Here is a 19,544-nt window from a genome sequence, read left to right on the forward strand (position 1 = left end):
AAAAGAGATAAGGCCCTTCGCCATAAATCGAACCGCCCCGCAACGCTTGTTTAACGTTCTTCTCGGCTTAATGGGGCAGCCGAGGCAAGCCAGGGTGCTGCTTCCCCGGCGAACAGTTTGGGCTGACGATAGGACTTTCACATGCGCATTTCTTCACCTTCGCGGCTCATGACGGTGTCTCGAACGGATAAGGAAACGCGGCTCAAGGACTTTATCGCCGAAAGCCTCACGGCTCTTGCAGAAGGCCCGGGCGGCAACGGTTCGGTCACGATGATGGTCCGCAGCGTCGATAGCCCGACGGCACGCGCGCTCAGCGCGGCGCTCGCTGAAGTTCCGCTGCTTCCACTGGATATCCGGGTGATCGTCGCCGACACGCGCGTCGAGGACGCAACGCTGCCGTCGCTTCGCGACATCACAAGCATTGAATTCCGCCTTCTCAACGATCCGCGCTTTGGCGCATCGCACGAGCAGCTCGTCGTCGGACGCACGCATGTCTGGATCGGCGACTGCATGCGCCGCGACCCGAATAAGCGAGACGCTTTCGAACTTTATCACAAGGCCGACCCTGTCGTGCGCAAGTGCGCCGCCGTTTCCTTCGAGAAGCTCTGGTCGCGCGCCAAGCCGCTGCTGCCGCTGAAGGGCGCCGGTCTCTCGCCCGAAATCATTGCGGCTGGAAATAACCCAGACCTTCCCTGGTCGCACCGGCAGTAGCTGCCTCCTAAGCGGCATTCAGAACAATCCGGACTTGGCTGGCCCGCGACGGGATTAACCTTGTCGCGGGCTGCAAGTATTTTTGCGTCGTGTCATCCCCGTTCGTCACGCGTCTGATAAAATTTCCGGACGAGCCAAGCGCCCGCCAGAAAAAAAGCCGCAAGAACGCGCAAGCATCGGTATTTGGCAAATTACCGCCGCGCTTCGGCCGTTGGCTCTTGTTGGGCTTTCGGCTTCCTCACTCTGGAACGATACTTCCCCCGGGCTAAGCTCAGGTGTCCCCGCGCACCCTCACGCTTTACAGGATGGCATCCCATGTTTTTCTTCGCGCGCCTCGCACTCGTCTCCACGCTGCTGCTGGCGACGGTCACCGGCGCACTCGCCGCCGACAAGGTCTTTTTGCACCAAGGCGTCGCCGCCGACGCGAAGCGCTATGAAACGTTCCTCAAGACGAACTGGAAGCCGGACGGCAAACCTGCGGCCGTCCTGAAAGCCGACGCCGACAAGGTCTTCGCTTCCGATCCCCGCGCCGCCTCACGCAGCCTCGCCGCAGCCGTCGTCGCCAACGACAAGGACTGGGCAACCTGGACACGGCTCGCCGAATCCCTGATCGCCATCAAACCCGATCCGAACTCCGGCAGCGAACGCTACGACCTTCCGATTTATGCCTCCGGTGCTGCCTATCGCGGCTATCAGCTCGCCAGTGCGACAGCCGACAAGGCGCACGCGCTTTACGTTCTAGGCGAGACGCTCGAGCGCCGCTCCTATTGGCGGCCTGCGATCGACGCGATGAAATTCAGCCTCGATCTGGCGGACGATCAGACGACGCGCGAAGCCTACGACAAGCTGCGCGGCCAGTACGGTTTCCGCATGACCGACTACAAGACGGATAACGAAGCGACCCCGCCGCGCCTTTGCCTCGAATTTTCCGAAGAGCTCAGCCGCACGCAAACGGACGTCGCGAAATTTATTTCGATCAACGGCAAAGACCCGCAAAATCTCGTCCAGGACGCACGCCAGCTGTGCGTCGAGGGCCTGAAGCATGGCGAACGCTACGTCGTGCAAATTCGCGCCGGACTCCCCTCGAACGTCGGCGAAAACCTGCTCAAGGCCTCCGACATCGCCGTCTACGTTCCGGACCGCTCGCCCTTCGTCCGCTTTGGCGGCAAGGCCTACGTTCTTCCCGCACGCGGCCAGCAGGGCATTCCGGTCGTCACGACCAACACCAATAAGATCAATGTTGAGGTCTTCCGATTGGGCGACCGCGCGCTCGCCGCAACGTTGCAGTCCGGCGATACGCAGCGCCAGCTTTCGAGCTATGACGTCGACAACATCCGCGATCGGACCGGCATCAAGGTCTATACCGGCACGATGGACATCACCTCCAAGCTGAATGAGGAGGTGACGACCGCCGTTCCCGTCACCGATGCAACCGGCCGTCTTGAGCCGGGCGTCTATGTGATGGTCGCAACGCCCTCGGAAAAGACGAAGAACGACAGCTACGAACGCGCGACGCAATGGTTCATCGTTTCCGATCTCGGCCTGACCGCGTTCACCGGCACCGACGGCATCCACGCCTTCGTGCGTTCGCTGGGCGACGCGACGTCCATTCTTGGAAGCCAGGTCAAGCTCGTCGCGCGCAATAACGAAGTTCTGGCGACGGCAACGACGGATGAGAACGGACACGCAAAATTCGACGCCGCCCTGACGAAAGGCGAAGGCGGCGCGGCGCCCGCCATCCTCGTCGCCACGCAGGGCATTGGCGAATACGCTTTCCTCGACCTGACGCTGAACGCGTTCGATCTCTCCGATCGCGGCGTCAAGGGGCGCGATCCAGCCGGTCCCGTCGACGCCTTCATGTACACGGAGCGCGGCGTCTATCGCGGCGGTGAAGAGGTCAACATCACGGCGCTGGTGCGCGATCAGTTCGGCAAGGCATCGGCCGTTCCGACAACCCTGATCGTCACCCGTCCTGACGGCGTCGAGCAGTCGCGAACGGTGATGAACAATCAAGGCCTCGGCGGCCGCGACTTCACGCTCGAACTCGCCAAAACCGCGATGACCGGCACCTGGCGGCTTTGGCTGCATACCGATCCGAAAGCACCAGCCATCGCCGAACGCGCGTTCCTCGTCGAAGACTTCGTGCCGGAACGCCTGGACATGAAACTTTCGGCCAATGTCCCCGCGCTAACGCCGGACGAAAACCAGACGATCAACGCCGACGGCCATTATCTCTACGGGCCGCCGGCCGCAGGCCTCGGACTTGAAGGCGAGATCGTCGTCAAAACCTCGAATAAGGACGTTTCTGGGCACGCCGGTTACGTCTTCGGTCAGGCGGACGAGTCCGTAAATCCGGTGCGCCAACCGCTGCCGTCGAACCTCGCGATGGACAACGACGGCAAAGCCGCGATCGCTGTCACGCTCCCGCAACTGCCGCGCACGCCGAAGCCGCTCGAAGCCGCGATCAGCGTCAAGCTTCGCGAGGCGGGCGGACGCACCATCGAACGCAACCTGACGCTTCCCGTCGATTTGAAAATCGAACGCATCGGTATCAAACCGCTGTTCGAAAACTTCACGGCGCCGGAAGACCAGAGCGCGGGCTTCGACATCGTGCTCCTCGACGCCAACAATAAAGCCGAAGCCGCAGACAATCTGACGTGGACGCTGACCCGGCTCGACACGAACTGGCAGTGGTATCGCCGCGACGGATCATGGACCTACGAAGCGGTCACGGTGAAGCGCAAGATCGGCAGCGGCCCGCTGTCGATCGCAGCCGACAAACCGGCGCGCATCTCGCAAGCCATCGGCTGGGGCCGCTATCGTCTCGACGTTGCATCCAACGATCCGAACGGACCGGCCTCGAGCATCGTCTTCAACGCCGGCTGGTACACGTCCGGCGACACCGTCGACAGCCCCGAGCAGCTCGACGTCGCGCTCGACAAGGACAGCTACAAATCCGGCGACACAGCCAAGCTCCGCATCGCAACCAAGCTCGGCGGCAAAGCCCTCATTACGGTTCTCGGCACGGGCCTTCACATGCTGAAGGAAGTCGATATCGACAAAGGCGGTGGCGAAGTGGACGTGCCCGTCTCCGACACCTGGGGTCCAGGTGCCTACGTCACCGCCCTCCTCTATCGTCCGATGGACGAAACCGAAAAGCGCATGCCGAGCCGCGCCATCGGCATCAAGTGGCTTCCCGTCGATCAAAGCGCACGCGAACTCAAGGTTGCCGTGACGCTGCCGGAAAAGGTCAAGTCGGGCAGCAAGATCGATGTGCCGCTGAAAATCGAGGGGCTTGCTCCCGGAGAAGACGCGCGCGTCGCCGTCGCCGCCGTCGATCTCGGCATCCTAAATCTGACGCGCTACGAGACGCCTGCGCCGGAGAAATGGTTCAATCAGCAGCAGAAACTGTCATTTGAAATCCGCGACTTCTACGGTCGCCTGATCGATGGCATGCGCGCCGATCGCGGCAAGCTCCGCTCGGGCGGCGACGCGGGCGGCCCCGCGATGCAGGGCAATCCGACCGTCGAAACCGTCGTTTCGCTGTATTCCGGCATCGTCCGCGTGCAGGAAGACGGCACCGCGAGCGTGAGCTTCGAGCTGCCCGACTTCAACGGCACCGTCCGCGTGATGGCGGTGGCGTGGAGCAACGATAAGGTCGGCCACGGCTCCGGCGATCTGATCGTGCGCGATCCTGTGGCACTAACTGTCGCGGTGCCACGCTTCATGACTCTCGGTGATGAGGTAAAGCTCGGCTTCGACCTGCACAACGTCGACGGCCCCGCCGCACCCTACAAGCTCACGCTATCGAAAAAACACGGCGACGACAGCCACGAAACTTTGACGTCGATCACCGACAAGTCGGTCGATCTCAAGACCGGCGAGCGCCGGATGCAGCGCATCGCCTTTAAGCCCGAGGACCTCGGCCGCCTGACGCTCAAGGCCGTCATTACCGGCCCGAACGACATCGCCGTCAAACGCGAAATGACGTTCGAAGTTCTGCCGCCCGCAGGCGACATCAAGCGCACGACCATCTCGTCACTGAAGCCGGGCGGCAAGTTGAGCGTGAGTTCCGATGTCGTCTATGACCTGATCCCGTCGCGCACGCGCATCAATCTGTCGGTCGGCCCGGCCGCACGTTTCGATGTGCCGACGCTGCTGACCCAGCTCGACCGTTATCCGTACGGCTGCGCCGAGCAAACCGTGTCCCGAGCCATGCCGCTCGTCGTCGCCAACGCACTCGCGGCGCAAGTCGGCATTGCGGAAGACAAGGCGCTGAAGGAACGCGTGCAGACCGCCGTGGCGCGCGTGTTCGAGATGCAGGATTCGACAGGCGCATTCGGTGTCTGGGGCCCCTCCAACACCGATCTCTGGCTGACGGCCTACGTCACCGACTTCCTGACCCGCGCCAAGGAAGCCAACTACGACATGCCGCGCGAAGGCTTCAATCGCGCGCTCGACCGGCTTCAGAACTTCATTGCTTATGCGTCGGACTTCGAAAAGGGCGGCGAGGATAGGGCCTATGCGCTCTACGTTCTCGCCCGCAACGGGCGCGCGCCGATCGGCGATCTCCGCTACTACGCCGACACGCGCATCGACCGCTTCTCAACGCCGCTCGCAAAAGCACAGGTCGGCGCCGCGCTTGCGATGATGGGCGATAAAGAGCGCGCCGAACGCGCGTTCGCTGCGGCGCTCGCGATGATGCCGGACGTCACACCGGACTTCGGCTATCGCAGCGACTACGGCTCGACCTTGCGTGATGGCGCGGCTTTGGTGGCCCTCGCCGCCGAGACCGGTGTCGCGAAAGCAGAACAGCCGAAACTCGCGAACGTCATCGCCAAGGCCTACGAGACGCGCACCTACACGTCGACGCAGGAACAGGCGTGGATGCTGCTCGCAGCCAAAGCCTTGAACGACGAGGTGAAGGCTGCGAGCTTGTCGATCGATGGCAAGCCGGCATCCGGTCCGGTGCTGCGCGCTCTGACCCCCGCGGAGCTGAAGAACGGCACACTGACGATCACCAACGACGGCGATGCCGCGGTCGATGCCGTCATTTCCGTCATCGGAGCCGCTCTGACTCCCGAACCGCCCGCATCGAAAGGCTTTGCGATCGAACGCCAAGCCTACACGCTCGAGGGCAAACCGGTCGATCTCGAGAGCCTCAAGGGCGGCAAAGCGGATGTGAAGCAGAACGACCGCTTCGTCATCGCCGTCAAGGTCACGTCGGAAGACGAAAGCGGCCGCGTCATGGTCGTCGATCGTCTTCCCGCAGGCTTCGAGATCGAAAATCCGCATCTCGTCGAAAGCGGTTCGATCGCGGGCCTGAGCTGGCTGAAATCGACCGCGACGCCCGAGCACACTGAATTCCGTGACGATCGCTTCGTCGCGGCGTTCAACTTCGCCAACGTCCGTACGACAACCGAAGAGAACGGCTCGGTCGAAGGCGACGCGCCTGAAACGCCGGACGACAGTGCCATCGCGACACCGGACGGCACGGCACAGAAGAAAGCGCCCCCCGTGTCGGCAACGCTCGCCTACATCGTCCGCGCCGTCAGCCCAGGGACGTTCGTCCATCCTGCGGCGACGGTTGAGGACATGTATCGCCCCGAGCGCTACGCCCGCACCGCCGCCGGTACGCTGACCGTCTCCGCGAAGGAGTAAGCTGCGTGGCAACGCTGCGAACTTTCGCGAAACGGCTAGCTTCTCTGGGTCGCAGAGAGAAGACGAGCGCGTCCCCACTTCTTTCCCTTCGTGGAAACGGAAGTGCGGGAGGACCTTCCGCTATTCCCCTCTTCCAACGCGGGGAAGTGAATGCGGATGCATCCTCCTTAATTCCCCTCCCCCAACGCGGGGAGGGGTTAGGGGTGTGGGGAAGCAACGCATCTCATGCTTCGTCTAATGCACTCTCTAAATCGATCCCGTGGCGGCGCGTTACAATCGCAGCATCACTGATGATGTTGGCAAGCGCCGGCGCCGCCTACGGCCTCTACCAAAAAGCCTTTGCCGACGCGGGGCCACTCCTGCTCGAAGAAGCGAAGGCAACGTCCGTCATTGTTGTCGATCGCGACGACCGCCTGCTCCGCGCCTTTACGACGACCGCGGGCAACTGGCGCCTGCCGATCGATCCCAAGGACGTCGATCCGCACTATCTCAAGATGCTGTTCGCATTCGAGGACAAGCGCTTCTACAGCCATCACGGCGTCGATCCGAAAGCCGTGCTGCGCGCCGTCGGACAATTGCTTCGCCATGGCGGTCTCGTCTCGGGCGGCTCGACGCTGACGATGCAGGTCGCGCGCTTGCTGGACGGCAAGCACGAGCGCACCGCAAGTGGCAAGCTGCGCCAGATGGCGCGCGCGATCAATCTCGAGCGCAAGCTCTCGAAAACCGAAATCCTGAAGCTTTACCTCCGCCTCGCGCCGTTCGGCGGCAATCTCGAAGGCGTGCGCGCTGCGTCGCTGGCCTATTTCGGCAAGGAGCCGCGCAGGCTGTCGCTCGGCGAAGCCGCGTTGCTCGTCGCGCTCCCGCAATCCCCCGAGCAGCGCCGTCTCGATCGCAATCCCGAAGCCGCGCAACGCGCCCGCAATCGCGTCCTTGACCGCGCCGTCACAGCGCACGTCATCACCGCAGCCGACGCCGCGCGAGCCAAAACCGAACGCGTCGTGAAAGCGCGCTATGCCTTCCCGATGTTCGCGCCTCACCTGACGGAAACGCAGGTCGCGGCCCATCCGAAAGAACCGCTGATAAAACTGACGCTCGACCGGACGCTGCAAGCAAGCCTCGAAAAACTCGCGGCCGAGCAGGCGCGGCTCATCGGCGAAAAAGTTTCGTCGGCCATCGTCGTCGCGGATCACCAGACGGGCGAAATCATCGCCGAAGTCGGATCGGCCGGATACATGGACGTCGGACGCCAGGGCGCCGTCGATATGGCGACCGCCGTCCGCTCACCCGGCTCGACGCTGAAGCCCTTCATCTACGGCCTCGCATTCGAAGCCGGCCTCGCGCATCCCGAAACGCTGATCGACGACCGTGCGACACGCTTCGGAACCTACGCACCAAAAAATTTCGACGAGAATTTTCACGGCACCGTCTCGATCCGCGAAGCCCTCGAACAATCGTTGAATATTCCGGCCGTGCGCGTGCTCGCTCGCGTCGGACCCGGAAAGCTCGTAGGCCGCTTTCGCCGGGCGGGCGTCGACGCCCGCTTTCCTGATAAATCCGAACCGACGCTCGCGATGGCCCTCGGCGGCACCGGCCTGACGCTCGAAGAGATGACGCAGCTTTACGCCAGCCTCGCGCGCGGCGGCGACAGCATCGCGCTCGTTCATCGCCTCGACGAACGCGCCCGCGCCTTCGCTGCGACACGCGTCAAGCCGCTCGTCAACGCGCATCGGCTGATGTCGCCGCTCGCCGCCTGGTATGTCACAGACGTGCTGAAGAATGCGCCGCCGCCGCCGAACGCCAAGGGCGGACGCTTCGCCTACAAGACCGGCACCTCCTATGGCTATCGCGACGCCTGGGCCATCGGCTACGACGGCAAATATGTTGTAGCGGCCTGGGTCGGAAAGCCTGACAATTCAAGCGTGCCGGGAATCCTCGGACGCACTGCTGCCGCGCCGATTCTCTTCGACGCCTTCGCGCGCATCTCCGAGAAGCGCGCGCCGTTGCAGGCGATGCCCGCCAATGCTCTTAAAGGCACGAACGCCGATCTTCCCGCGCCGCTCAAGCGCTGGCGTGATCCGGGCGATGATCCCGCGACCGGCCGCTTTCTCGAACCGCCTGTGCTGATTTCATTCCCGCCCGATCAATCGGAAATCGAAGGCGTCGATCTCGGCGGCGATCCGCTGATCCTCAAGGCCGACGGAGGCGCGCTGCCTTTGACGTGGCTCATCGACGGCACACCGATCCAGTCGGATGCTCATTCGCGCGAGGTGACATGGCAGCCGGGAACGGCAGGCTTCACCAAGCTGACGGTCATCGATGCGAAAGGCCGCACCGATCGCGTGTCGATCAGATTAAGATAGCGGCTCGCAAGGCGTAGCGGCAACGCATCCGGCGCGCTAGCTTCGCTCTCGTTTCTTTTCGTCTGGATACCTGTCATTCGATGACCCACGCGATGCGAGTTGCTGCAAGGAATCTTTTATTCCTTGCGATGATGCTGACGGTAGCAGGCTGCCGTGAAGCTCCGCATGAGCGAACAGCTGCGCTTCCCGCACTCGGCGCCAACGTCAATGAAACGACGGTTTCGGGCATCTCATCCGGCGCTTACATGGCGGGGCAATTCCAGATGGCGCACGCGAAGCGTGTTGTCGGCGCCGCCATTATCGCAGGCGGCCCCTATGGCTGCTCCGAGAGCATTTTCGCAAATACGCTCCCGGGCACGGGAACGGCGTTCCTCAATCTCAGCAAAGCCGTCAACGGCTGCATGCTCGATCTGCTCGAAATCTGGGGCGTCGCCGATCCCTCCGAACTCGCCACGAAAGCCGAGGCGCGCGCGGCCAAAGGAGAGATCGACCCGATCGCCGATGTCACACGCGACCGCGTCTATCTTTTCACCGGCACGTCGGACCACACCGTCGTTTCGTCGATCGTCAGGCATGCCGCCGAATTCTACGCCAAGCTCGGCGTTCCGGTGGCGAACATCGAACTCGTCTCCAATTATCCCGCTGGCCACGCCTTCGTGACCGACAATGAAGGCAACGCCTGCGCAGTGTCAGCCAAGCCCTATGTCGTCGACTGCGACTACGACCAGGCCGGCGCGCTACTGACGCACATGTACGGCGCGTTGCAGCCCCGCGCCGAAACTGCAACAGGGGATTTCGTCGACTTCGATCAGCGCCCGTTCGCCGCCAACGACATGAGCGGCAGCGGCCTCGCCGAAACGGGCGTCGTCTACGTCCCGAAGGCCTGCCGCGAAAAAACCGGCTGTCGCGTTCATGTCGCTTTTCACGGATGCGCGCAAAATCGCGAAACGGTCGGCAACGCCTTCATCACCGAGTCCGGCTTCGCGCGTTGGGCCGACACAAACCGTCTGATCGTGCTTTTCCCGCAGGTCGCTGCGTCACCGATCAACCCGCAGGGATGCTGGGATTGGTGGGGTTATACCGGACCGCAGTATTTGACGCGCGACGCGCCGCAGATTGCCGCAGTGAACCGGATGCTCGACGGCTTGCAAGCCGGAGGCGGAGGCGCGTAAAGCCATTTCTGCCAAGAGGCCGGCCACAAGGGAATGGCCAGACATTCAAAGCCGCAAGTCGGCGACCGCATCCGGGGAGGGACACTATGCTGATGCGCGAGACTTTGCTGGCGCCATTGTGGCCGGATCAAAACGGCATCTTTCCAAGCATCCCAAGAACGATCCAGATCGCGGCCACCGTCGCGACGATGGGATTGCTCGCCGCCGCCGCCGCGCTTCCTGACGATCGCGACGCTGCGCCATCCACCTCGGCAAGCGCGCCCGTCTCGACGGCGCACAACCCCGGCCGCGAATCCGATTTCGGCGCCTACCTCGGCGCGCCTTATCATTATCCGAGCGACTTCCATCTCAAGAAGACCGGCGTCAGCGATCTGACGATCAAGGACATTCCTTGGTACACGAACCCGTTTGAAAACCCGCTCTACTACGGCGTTCGCTTTCAACGCTGGTTCGAGGGCGGACGCATTGGCACAATGCTCGACTTCACCCACTCCAAGGTCTACGCGCCGAAAGACGGCGAGCGCACATTCGACGGAACTCTCGACGGCAAGCCCGTGCCCGCCGCCGCCAAGATCGGCGACTATTTCAACAAGCTGGAATGGACGCACGGCCATAACATGCTGACGCTGAACGGCCTGCTGCGACTGCCGTCGCTCGGCATTATTTCTCCGTATGCGGGCGTCGGCGCGGGCATGTCGTTCCCGCACTCTGAAATTCACCTGAAGACGGACGAAAAACGCACTTACGAATATCAATATACAGGCCCATGCGCGCAGGCGCTGTTCGGTCTCGAATTCCGTCTCCGCACCGGCTCAGTCTTCATCGAATACAAATTTACGGCGGCGGACTACTGGGGTCCGCTGACGGGTCGCGACGGCACATGGTTCCCGATCGATATGTGGCGGCAGTTCTCGCGCTGGTGGACAGGCGAGGAACCGCCAAACGGTTGGGCCGGTTCGAAGCTCGTCAGCCATCAGGTGATCGGCGGCTTCCTCGTGCGCTTCGTTCCAAAGACGGCGACGCAATAACGAGCGGGCCCTGCAGCTCCCGCTATTTCGCCCGTTTGCGAGAGACAGATGCCGTGGTCTTCGCCCGAGCCGCCTTGCGCATTCGCGACAGTGCTGCCGCGGATGCCTTCAGTTCGAGCCTCAGCCACATCTCGAAAATCTCGACAACCTCCGACTGTTTTGCTCCCGCGCGCCGCGCCAGATAATAGCCCGCACGCGACGCGACGACGTCGAGCGGAGCGACAAGTCGTTTCGCGATGAGCGCGTCACCCGCCTGGATTTGATCGGCAAGAGCGAAACCTTGACTGGCTTCGGCAGCCGCAATCGCCAGATCGCCGTTGAGCGTCGGACCAGAAGGATCGACCGTTTCAAAAATTCCCGCAGCCTTGAGCCACGCATCCCAGCACTCCTTGGCGGTCTCGCGAATGAGCAAGCGTGGATCAAGATCGCTTGCCGCCGACAGCGGATGCGCACACAAAAATTCGGAGCTGCAAACCAGCATCAATCGCGACTCGACAAGCTTGCGCGCGTCGACGCCCTCCCATTCGCCCGATCCGTATCGAATGCCGAGATCGACATCCTCCTTGCCGAAATCTACAAGCCGGTGGCTTGGATCGACGACAAGATCGATGCCCGGATGGAGTGATGTGAATTTACCGATCCTCGGCGCCAGCCACAACGCCGCGAACGAAACATCCGCCGTGACGATCAAGCGACGCCGGCGGCGCGACGGCCGTGCGAATTGGTTCGACGCCTCCGCGATGAGATCGAAACCTTTCGTCAGTCCTTGCGCCAGGGACCGGCCGGCTTCCGTCAAATCGACGCCTCGCCCCGTGCGCTCGAACAGCGGCGTCCGAAAGTCCGCTTCGAGTGCGCGCACATGCCGGCTGATGGCGGCATGCGTGACGCTCAATTCGTTCGCCGCGCGCGAGAAGCTCGAAAGCCGGGCGGCGGCTTCGAACGCCTTCAACGCATTGAGCGGAGGCAGCTTGCGGACCATGCCTGATGTAACAAAAACTTACAGATCGTGTAAAGCAATGCCGTTTGTCTAACCCATCACCGTATCTCACCATTCTCGCGACAAACTTGCGAGAATGGAGGCGACGGATGATGCGCGTAATCCACCATCTGATCGAAGCGATCGAAACCCTGATTTTTGACTCGCGCAACCGGCGCGGCGATCGCAAATGACGTCGTGCAGGATCAGAACCGCTTCAACAGCCGGTCGATATAATCGAGCTCGTCTTGCGGCCGAAGGCTGTCGCCGGAACGTTTGCGCAGCTCTTCGAGGATTTCGCGCGCCCGCTGCGCATCGATCGCATCCGGCACCTTGACGGACGTGCCGAGATCGGGCCCCTGCGCGCGCTGCGGCCGCCCGAGCGGATCACGCGGAGAATTGCCGCCCCGCCCGAGGCGCTGTTGCGCATTCTTCTGCATCTGCTCGGCCATCTGCTGTGCGCTGTCGCGCATCTGTTGCAAAGCCTGCGCCTGCTGATTACCGGCCTCGTCGAGATCGTTCTGCTTCAGGGCGTCCTCGGCGTTGCCCATGGACTCCTTGGCGTTGCCGAGCTTATCCGGATCGCCGGAACCCATCTGGTCCAGATCTTTTTTCAACTGATCAAGCTGCTCGCGCAGCTGGGCCTGCCGGTCCTGCAAGTCGCCCTTGCCGCGCTGCTGACGTCCAGCGTTATTGCCGTCCCTGCCCTGCTGACCTTCTCCCTGCTCGCCGCCGCCTTGGCGGCCGGGATCCATGCCGTTTTGCCCGCCCTGCGGCGTCCGACCTTGCTGACCTTTCCCGGCCTTGGGCGTGCCTTGACCATTGGGATCGTCTTGTGAACCGCCTTCCGGTTGCTGTCCGCCTTCCCGGCGTCGCTGCTCCTTGAAGGTATCGTCCATCAGCTCCTGCTGACGCCGCGCCAGATTATCAAGCTCGTTGAGCTTCTTCATCATTTGCTGCGTGCGCTGCTGCTGCGCCCGCGACTCCGGCGTGTTGTTCGCCTGCAAACGATCCATCAGCTCGCGCAATTCCGACAGCATGCGCTCGGCCTCTTCGCGCGACCCCTGCCGCGCGTTCTTCTCGAGGTCCTTCATCATCTGATCGAGGTCTTGCTGGCCCAGCTCCTGCGTCTGGTCGTTTTGCTGCTGGTCTCCCGGCGAAGGATTTTCCTTGTCCGCGTTCTTCTGCATCTCGTTGAGATAATCGTTGAGCCGCTTTTTCAGCTCAGCCAGCGCGTCCTGGATTTCCTTGTCGTCGCCCTTTTGCAGGGCGTTGGAAAGCTGATCCTGCGCATCCTTCAGCGCCCGTTCAGCCTGGGAAAGGTTTCCATCCTCGACCTTGAGCGCGATCTGCCAGAGCTCGTCGACCGATTCTTTCAACGTCTCGCGCGATATTTCGCGATCGAGCCGGTGATAGATCGCGCGCAGCCCAAGATACACTGACGAGTCTGTGATGAAGCCTTCGGGCTCCATCGTCAGCGCGTCGAGCGCTCTGACGACGTTCTGCCGGTTGCGCGAATCTTCCGCAAGCTTGCGGCGTTGTTCGATTAACGCCCGCGCCAGCGGATTTTTGAAGCGCCGCGCCGGCAACACAACTTCGATCGGCTTACTGCGCCCGACCTGACCGCCGACATCTGTCGCTTCGAGCCACAGCTGCACCCGCTGCCCGGCCCACGGATGCTCCCCGATTTCGAGCAGCGTCGACGCGTCGACTTTCTTCGCGCCCGGACGCGGAATCTTGAGGCTTAAGACCGGCGGCGGCTCGAGCGGCAGTCGCGGTCCGGTGAGCGGCGGCGGCCGCGCCCATGACGTCGCCGGATCACCGGCCTTCGGCGGCAACGGCCTGACCTTCACTTCCGCGCTGGCAACACCGTAATCGTCTTCCGCGGTGTACGTCATCCGCATCGAACCGCGCGGCGTGCCGGTGATTTCTTTCGACATCACGATTTTCGGCAACTCGTCGGCAATGACGTCAAACGTCCACTGTCCAAGCTCGCGCGTTCCCGACAGCGCCCGAATGCGCGACGACTTGCGAAGCTCATAGCGGACTTCCGAAACGCTCGACGTGTCGCCCGCCTTGCGCGGTTCCGGCGCGACGCGCACCGCTTCCGCCGAGCCGTCGCTCAAAACTTCAAGCGCAACACCGTCCGATCCGAAGCCGACGCCCCTAAGCGTCAACAGACTGCGATCGGGAACCTCGAAAAAGCGCTTCTTCTCCTCGTCGGCGGCGGACGCCTGCTGCGCGCCGTCGGACAGCAGAACCGGCGGCAAAGCCGTATAAGGCGGCGGCGTGACCCAGGCATCGACCCGCGTCGGAGCGCCGGAGCCCGCAACGCCGAAGCGAAACGCCGAAGCAAGCCGGTCGCCGAGATTTCCCGTCACGAGCAGCGCCGCCGGGATCAACAGGAGCAGCGCAAGCCCGCGCAACGCAATCGGATCGAAGCGATCCGTCCGTGGCCGCGGATTGCCGACCCGCAAACGGGCGATGGCGCGCGCTAAGCGCTCGCGGTGCGCCTGCCAAAGAGCCGTCGTCTCGGCATTCGACGTGCCCGATGACAGCGTATCCTCGTAGGAGGTCGCCGGGCGATGCGGAATGCCGGAACGCCGCTCGATGCGCCGGATCGCTTCATCGCGCGTCGGCCAGGGAATGCGCGCGGCGTAGATCGCGGCTGCAAGCGCCGCCGTCGCGAATACGGCGAGCAGCGCCTTGTGAATGAAAGGATCGAGATACGGCCAGACACCCGCAAACGAAACCAGCGCAAACAGCAGCGCAATTCCGATCAGCAGCCAGAGGCGTGGCCACAACCGCTCGAACAGCAAGGCGAGCGTGCTGAGGCGAACCTTGCGCGCAAAAGATCGCGACAGCGCGGAGCCTGTATCCGTGGTGTTAGGGTCAGCCATTCCGCGCAGCCTAACATGGAGAAAACGCCCCGTCCCTTAACAAAATGCAACGTCACCGCCCGGCAAAACGCCTTCAACTTCAACGTTCCTAGGCGACAATTGTTGCCGAAACCCGGCGCATCCTGGGCAACGATTTGGCCCCTCCACCGTCATGACCGCAAAGGCTTTTGAGATCAGTCGTGCCCGCGTGATCGTGCGATCTTCTATCTCACCTTCGCCAACCAATTCCCCCCTCCCGTCATGGCCGCGCAGGCGGCCATCCACGGCAACGATGGCCCATTGATTTTCCGGTATCGCAGCGGATATCGCGCGTCACCCCGGCCCAACGACCGTGAAACCTCCATGGATGGCCGCCTGCGCGGCCATGACGAAAGAAGTGATACGGTCACACCGACCAAGCGCCGCCATGACGAAAGAAGTGGAAACACCCGCTCCGGAGGCGATCAGGGCGGGCCTGGCGCGGACGCGATCAGACCACGATCCAGGGCGGAAGTTTATCCGCTCCGATCAGATCGTCGTAGCTCGGACGCGGCCGAACGACCGCATAGCGATCGCCGTTGACCAGCACCTCCGGCACCAGCAAGCGCGTGTTGTACGTCGACGCCATCACGGCGCCGTAAGCGCCCGCTGTCATCACCGCCAGCAGATCGCCCGGCTCGGCGGGAGGCAGCGCCCGGTCCTCAGCCAGAAAATCGCCCGTCTCGCACACCGGTCCGACGATATCCTGCTGCACGGGCGCCATGTCGTTGCGCTGCTCGGCGACCGACCAGATCTCGTGATAGGCCTCATACAGCGTCGGCCGGATGAGATCGTTCATCGCCGCATCGACGATCGTAAAGGTCTTGTCGTCGCCTTCCTTGACGTAGGTGACCTGCGTCACGAGCACGCCCGCATTGCCGACGATCATGCGGCCGGGTTCCAGCACGATCTTCAATCCGAGATCGCCCAGCGCGTGTCTGACAACGGCGGCATACTCGTCCGGCGTCGGCGGAATATCATTGGCACCGCGATACGGCACGCCGAGCCCGCCGCCGATGTCGAGATGCTCAAGCTGGATACCGTCAGCAATCAGATCGCGCGCCAGGTTGCGCAGCAGCGCGAAGGCATCGCGGAACGGCGCGAGATCGGTGATCTGGCTGCCGATATGCATGTGAATGCCGGAAATCTTGATGCCCGGCAGCTTTGCCGCGCGCGCGTAAAGCTCCCGCGCATCCTCGAAGGGGACGCCGAACTTGTTCTCTGCCTTGCCGGTCGAAATCTTGGCGTGCGTCTTCGCGTCGACGTCCGGATTGACGCGGATCGCGATCGCCGCCGTCTTGCCGAGCGCCGTCGCAACCTCGCTCAGCGCCAGAAGCTCCGGCTCGCTCTCGACATTAAAACCTAGAATGCCTTCGCCTAGCGCGTACTCCATCTCGCCGCGCGTTTTGCCGACGCCCGCGAAAATGATTTTCGAGGCCGGGACGCCTGCCGCCCGCGCGCGTCGAAGCTCACCCTCCGAGACGACATCCATGCCCGCGCCAAGCCGCGCCATCGTCGCCAGCACCGCCTGATTGGAATTGGCTTTGACGGCGAAACAGATGAGCGCCTTCTGATCGCGGAACGCCTCTGCCAGCACGTTGTAGTGCCGTTCGAGCGTGGCCGTCGAATAGCAGTAGAACGGCGTTCCGACCTCGTCCGCGATGCGCGCGAGGCTGACGTCTTCAGCATGCAGAATGCCGTCCTTGTAGTGAAAATGATGCATCGGATCGTTCGGCTTGCGGTTGGATATTTCCAATCGTCATGCCCGCGCCGAGGTGGCCCGTCCAGGACTATCGTCCGCGCGACAGGTGAAATCTCAAATTCTGGTTGTCGAAGGCTGGAGTACTTGCGGAAAAGTGGGAACCGGTTTTCCGATAAGAAGCGCGACAAAATAGAGAGCTAGAGCTTTTGCGAAAGTCGGAAAGGCTCTAGCGCAGCAGCGGATCGAGAACGAAGCTCTCGTGCGGCTTCTTCGGCGCATCCGAGTTGGAGCCCGGGTCACGCGCATCCGGCGATTTCGCTTCACCAGCGACCTTCGCCTCGGGCGGCGGCTCAAGCGGTCCTTTGACGCCGCAGCCCGCAAAGCCGAATCCCACGGCTGAGAGCAGGGCCACGGCCACCAGGGACTTCAGGCGCGAAATCGCTGCCATACGTGCGTCTCTCCAAATCCCCTCGGCCCGGAAAAGCGGGCAGTCTGCCAGCCTGTTCTAGCCCCTCGCGCGATCCTTTTCCAACCGCCACAGCCAGTGACGCGCCATTTTGAGGACGTTCTGTGGCGCAGTTCCCCCATAGCTGGTTCGGCTCTTGACCGAGTTTTCAACCGAAAGCACCGAAAATACGGCCTTCGTGATCTTCGGCTCGATGGCCTGCATGTCGGCGAGCGGCAGCTTGTCGAGGTCGACGCCCTGTGTTTCCGCCGCCTTGACGATCGACCCCGTGACGTGATGCGCGTCGCGGAACGGCATCTTGAGTTCACGGACGAGCCAGTCGGCAAGATCGGTTGCGGTCGAATAGCCGCGCCCGGCCGCTGCACGCATGGCCTCTGGCACCGGCTCGAGATCGCCGATCATGCCCGCCATCGCCGCCATCACGAGCCTGAGGCTCGCCAGCGCGTCGAACGTCGTTTCCTTGTCTTCCTGCATGTCCTTCGAGTAGGCGAGCGGCAGACCCTTCATCACCATCGCCAGGCCCTGGAACGCCGCCGCGATCCGCCCAACCTTGGCGCGCGACAGCTCGGCCGCGTCCGGGTTGCGCTTTTGCGGCATGATCGACGACCCGGTCGTGAACCGATCGGACAGCTTCACGAAGCCGAACTGCGGCGTCATCCAGATGACGATCTCTTCCGCCAGCCGCGAGAAGTGAATAGCCGTAATTGTCGCCGCAGCGAGCGTTTCGAGTGCAAAATCGCGATCCGAGACGCCGTCGAGCGAATTGGCCATCGGCCGGTCGAAACCCAGCGCTTCCGCCGTTTTCTTGCGATCTATGGGGAACGACGTCCCGGCAAGTGCCGCCGAGCCCAGCGGCGACTCGTTGAGCCGCTTGCGGGCGTCCGCGAACCGGCCGCGATCGCGCGCGATCATTTCGACATAGGCGAGCAGATGATGGCCGAACGTCACGGGCTGGGCCGGTTGCAGATGCGTAAAACCGGGCATGACGGTCGCCGCATGAGCTTCCGCTTTCTCCGCCAGCGCCTGCTGCACGCGCTCCAGCGCCTCGTCGATGCCATCGATGGCATCGCGGACATAGAGCCGGAAATCGGTCGCGACCTGATCGTTGCGCGAGCGCCCCGTGTGCAGCCGTCCGGCCGCCGCGCCGATCAGATCCTTGAGGCGATTCTCGACGTTCATGTGCACGTCTTCGAGCGCAATGGAGAATTCAAACGTCCCGGCGTCGATCTCGCCCCGGATTTGATCGAGCCCTTTAACGATCTCCTTCGCGTCGGCTTTTGTTATAATCCCGGCCTCGGCAAGCATCTGCGCGTGCGCCTTAGAGCCGCGAATGTCCTGAGGCGCGAGCCGCTTGTCGAAGTCGATCGAGGCATTTATCTCCTGCATGATCTCGGCCGGAGACATTTGAAAACGGCCACCCCACATGGCGTTGGCGGGCTTATCGGTCACGAGCGGCTCCGTCTTAGCGAAAGAAACAAAGGGTCCCAGATGGCAGCGAACAACGCGGGTGGGCCGAAGAAGGCTCTTTGGATCGTGGCGCTGACAGCGCTCATCGGGTTCGGCGCCGTATACGTTATCGGAGGCGGGTTCGACAACGCGGGTTCTGAGAAATCCGGCGCCGTTGCCCAGGATTTCTCAGCCCCGAGCGTCGGCGGATCGGGAGAATCCGCGTTCAAGTTCGGAAAGATGGCGGCCTTCGTCGCCAAGAAGACGCCGGAGCCGCTGCCCGACATCAAATTCCAGGATGCCGCAGGCAAGGAGCTGACGCTCTCGAGTCTCAAGGGCAAAACCATCCTGCTCAATCTTTGGGCGACGTGGTGCGGTCCTTGCCGTGAGGAAATGCCCGCTCTCAACCGCCTGCAGGCGGCCTTGGGAGGCGACAAGTTCGACGTTGTGGCGCTGAGCCTCGACCGCAAGGGCTACGACGCCTCGCGCAAGTTCCTCAACGATCTGAAAGCCGACAAGGTGGTTCTTTACGCCGACCCGACCGCCAAGCAAGGCATGGAGCTGAAGCTCCTGGGCATGCCGACGACGATCCTGATCAACAAGGATGGGCTCGAGGTCGGGCGGCTGGCGGGCGCCGCCGAGTGGGATTCCGATGACGCCAAGAAGCTCATCGAAGCCGCGATGAACTGATCGACCTCCGCAGCCAGAGCGCCGCGAAACACTTCCGGCCTCTGGCGCGACGGTCGTCCCTTTACGTCATGGCCGCGAAGGCGGCCATCCACGTGGTTCGCCTGCCGGTCCTTCTGAAGATTAGCCTCAAAGGCACCCACGCCTGCCCCTCCCGGCGACGGGGAGGAAACAAGCGTGGTTTGAAAATAAATGTGCCGCCAAGTCATGGCCGCACCGAAGGCTGTCCACGCCGGGCAACAGATACAAATAGTGCTGCTCCAAACTCAGACAGCAGCAAGCAAAGACCGCCGAACTACTTCTTTTTCGCTTTGACCTTCTGGGTCAGCGCGGACGCGGCAACCGACTTCGCTTCCTTGCTGGCCGTCTTGCTGCGCAGGATCTTGGACGCGGCCGACGCGACCTTCTTGCCCGTCG

General features: G+C 62.7%; 11 protein-coding genes. 6 read left to right on the forward strand and 5 right to left on the reverse strand.

What is annotated here, in order from left to right:
• The first annotated feature begins 141 nt into the window (after nucleotides 1-141).
• The 5 genes from WC026_RS09940 (at nucleotide 142) to WC026_RS09960 (ending at nucleotide 10,932) form a co-directional block, all read left to right on the forward strand.
• Complete coding sequence (locus WC026_RS09940; RefSeq protein ID WP_372710762.1) at nucleotides 142-711, forward strand: hypothetical protein; 570 nt, start codon at nucleotides 142-144, stop codon at nucleotides 709-711.
• 315 nt (nucleotides 712-1,026) lie between these two features.
• Nucleotides 1,027-6,372 (forward strand): alpha-2-macroglobulin, encoded by a 5,346-nt coding sequence (locus tag WC026_RS09945; protein ID WP_372710763.1) that lies wholly within the window; start codon nucleotides 1,027-1,029, stop codon nucleotides 6,370-6,372.
• Nucleotides 6,373-6,662: 290 nt separating this feature from the next.
• Nucleotides 6,663-8,732, forward strand: a complete 2,070-nt coding sequence (gene pbpC / locus WC026_RS09950; protein ID WP_372710764.1) for a penicillin-binding protein 1C — start codon at nucleotides 6,663-6,665, stop codon at nucleotides 8,730-8,732.
• Between the two features lie 92 nt (nucleotides 8,733-8,824).
• Nucleotides 8,825-9,904, forward strand: coding sequence for a poly(3-hydroxybutyrate) depolymerase (locus tag WC026_RS09955; RefSeq protein WP_372710765.1), 1,080 nt, complete (start codon nucleotides 8,825-8,827; stop codon nucleotides 9,902-9,904).
• 92 nt (nucleotides 9,905-9,996) lie between these two features.
• Nucleotides 9,997-10,932, forward strand: coding sequence for a hypothetical protein (locus WC026_RS09960; RefSeq protein ID WP_372710766.1), 936 nt, complete (start codon nucleotides 9,997-9,999; stop codon nucleotides 10,930-10,932).
• A gap of 22 nt (nucleotides 10,933-10,954) precedes the next feature.
• On the opposite strand, the gene WC026_RS09965 is transcribed toward WC026_RS09960, so the two are convergent.
• From WC026_RS09965 to argH, 5 genes are all read right to left on the reverse strand, one after another.
• Nucleotides 10,955-11,911, reverse strand: a complete 957-nt coding sequence (locus tag WC026_RS09965) for a LysR substrate-binding domain-containing protein (protein WP_372710767.1) — start codon at nucleotides 11,909-11,911, stop codon at nucleotides 10,955-10,957.
• Between the two features lie 203 nt (nucleotides 11,912-12,114).
• Nucleotides 12,115-14,808 (reverse strand): TIGR02302 family protein, encoded by a 2,694-nt coding sequence (locus WC026_RS09970; RefSeq protein WP_372710768.1) that lies wholly within the window; start codon nucleotides 14,806-14,808, stop codon nucleotides 12,115-12,117.
• A 469-nt stretch (nucleotides 14,809-15,277) separates the two neighbouring features.
• A complete protein-coding gene (lysA, locus tag WC026_RS09975) occupies nucleotides 15,278-16,549 on the reverse strand; it encodes a diaminopimelate decarboxylase (protein WP_372710773.1) in 1,272 nt (423 codons plus the stop codon).
• Nucleotides 16,550-16,754: 205 nt separating this feature from the next.
• On the reverse strand, nucleotides 16,755-16,976 hold the full coding sequence (locus WC026_RS09980; RefSeq protein WP_372710769.1) for a lipoprotein: 222 nt from the start codon (nucleotides 16,974-16,976) through the stop codon (nucleotides 16,755-16,757).
• A gap of 57 nt (nucleotides 16,977-17,033) precedes the next feature.
• On the reverse strand, nucleotides 17,034-18,443 hold the full coding sequence (argH, locus tag WC026_RS09985; protein WP_372710770.1) for an argininosuccinate lyase: 1,410 nt from the start codon (nucleotides 18,441-18,443) through the stop codon (nucleotides 17,034-17,036).
• Between the two features lie 39 nt (nucleotides 18,444-18,482).
• Between argH and WC026_RS09990 the strand changes: the two genes are divergently transcribed.
• The gene (locus WC026_RS09990) at nucleotides 18,483-19,130 is read left to right on the forward strand and encodes a TlpA family protein disulfide reductase (protein ID WP_372710771.1); all 648 of its coding nucleotides are present in this window, start codon (nucleotides 18,483-18,485) and stop codon (nucleotides 19,128-19,130) included.
• The last annotated feature ends 414 nt before the right edge of the window (nucleotides 19,131-19,544 follow it).

Origin of the sequence: Hyphomicrobium sp., assembly GCF_041674905.1 — a bacterium.
Classification (GTDB): domain Bacteria; phylum Pseudomonadota; class Alphaproteobacteria; order Rhizobiales; family Hyphomicrobiaceae; genus Hyphomicrobium_B.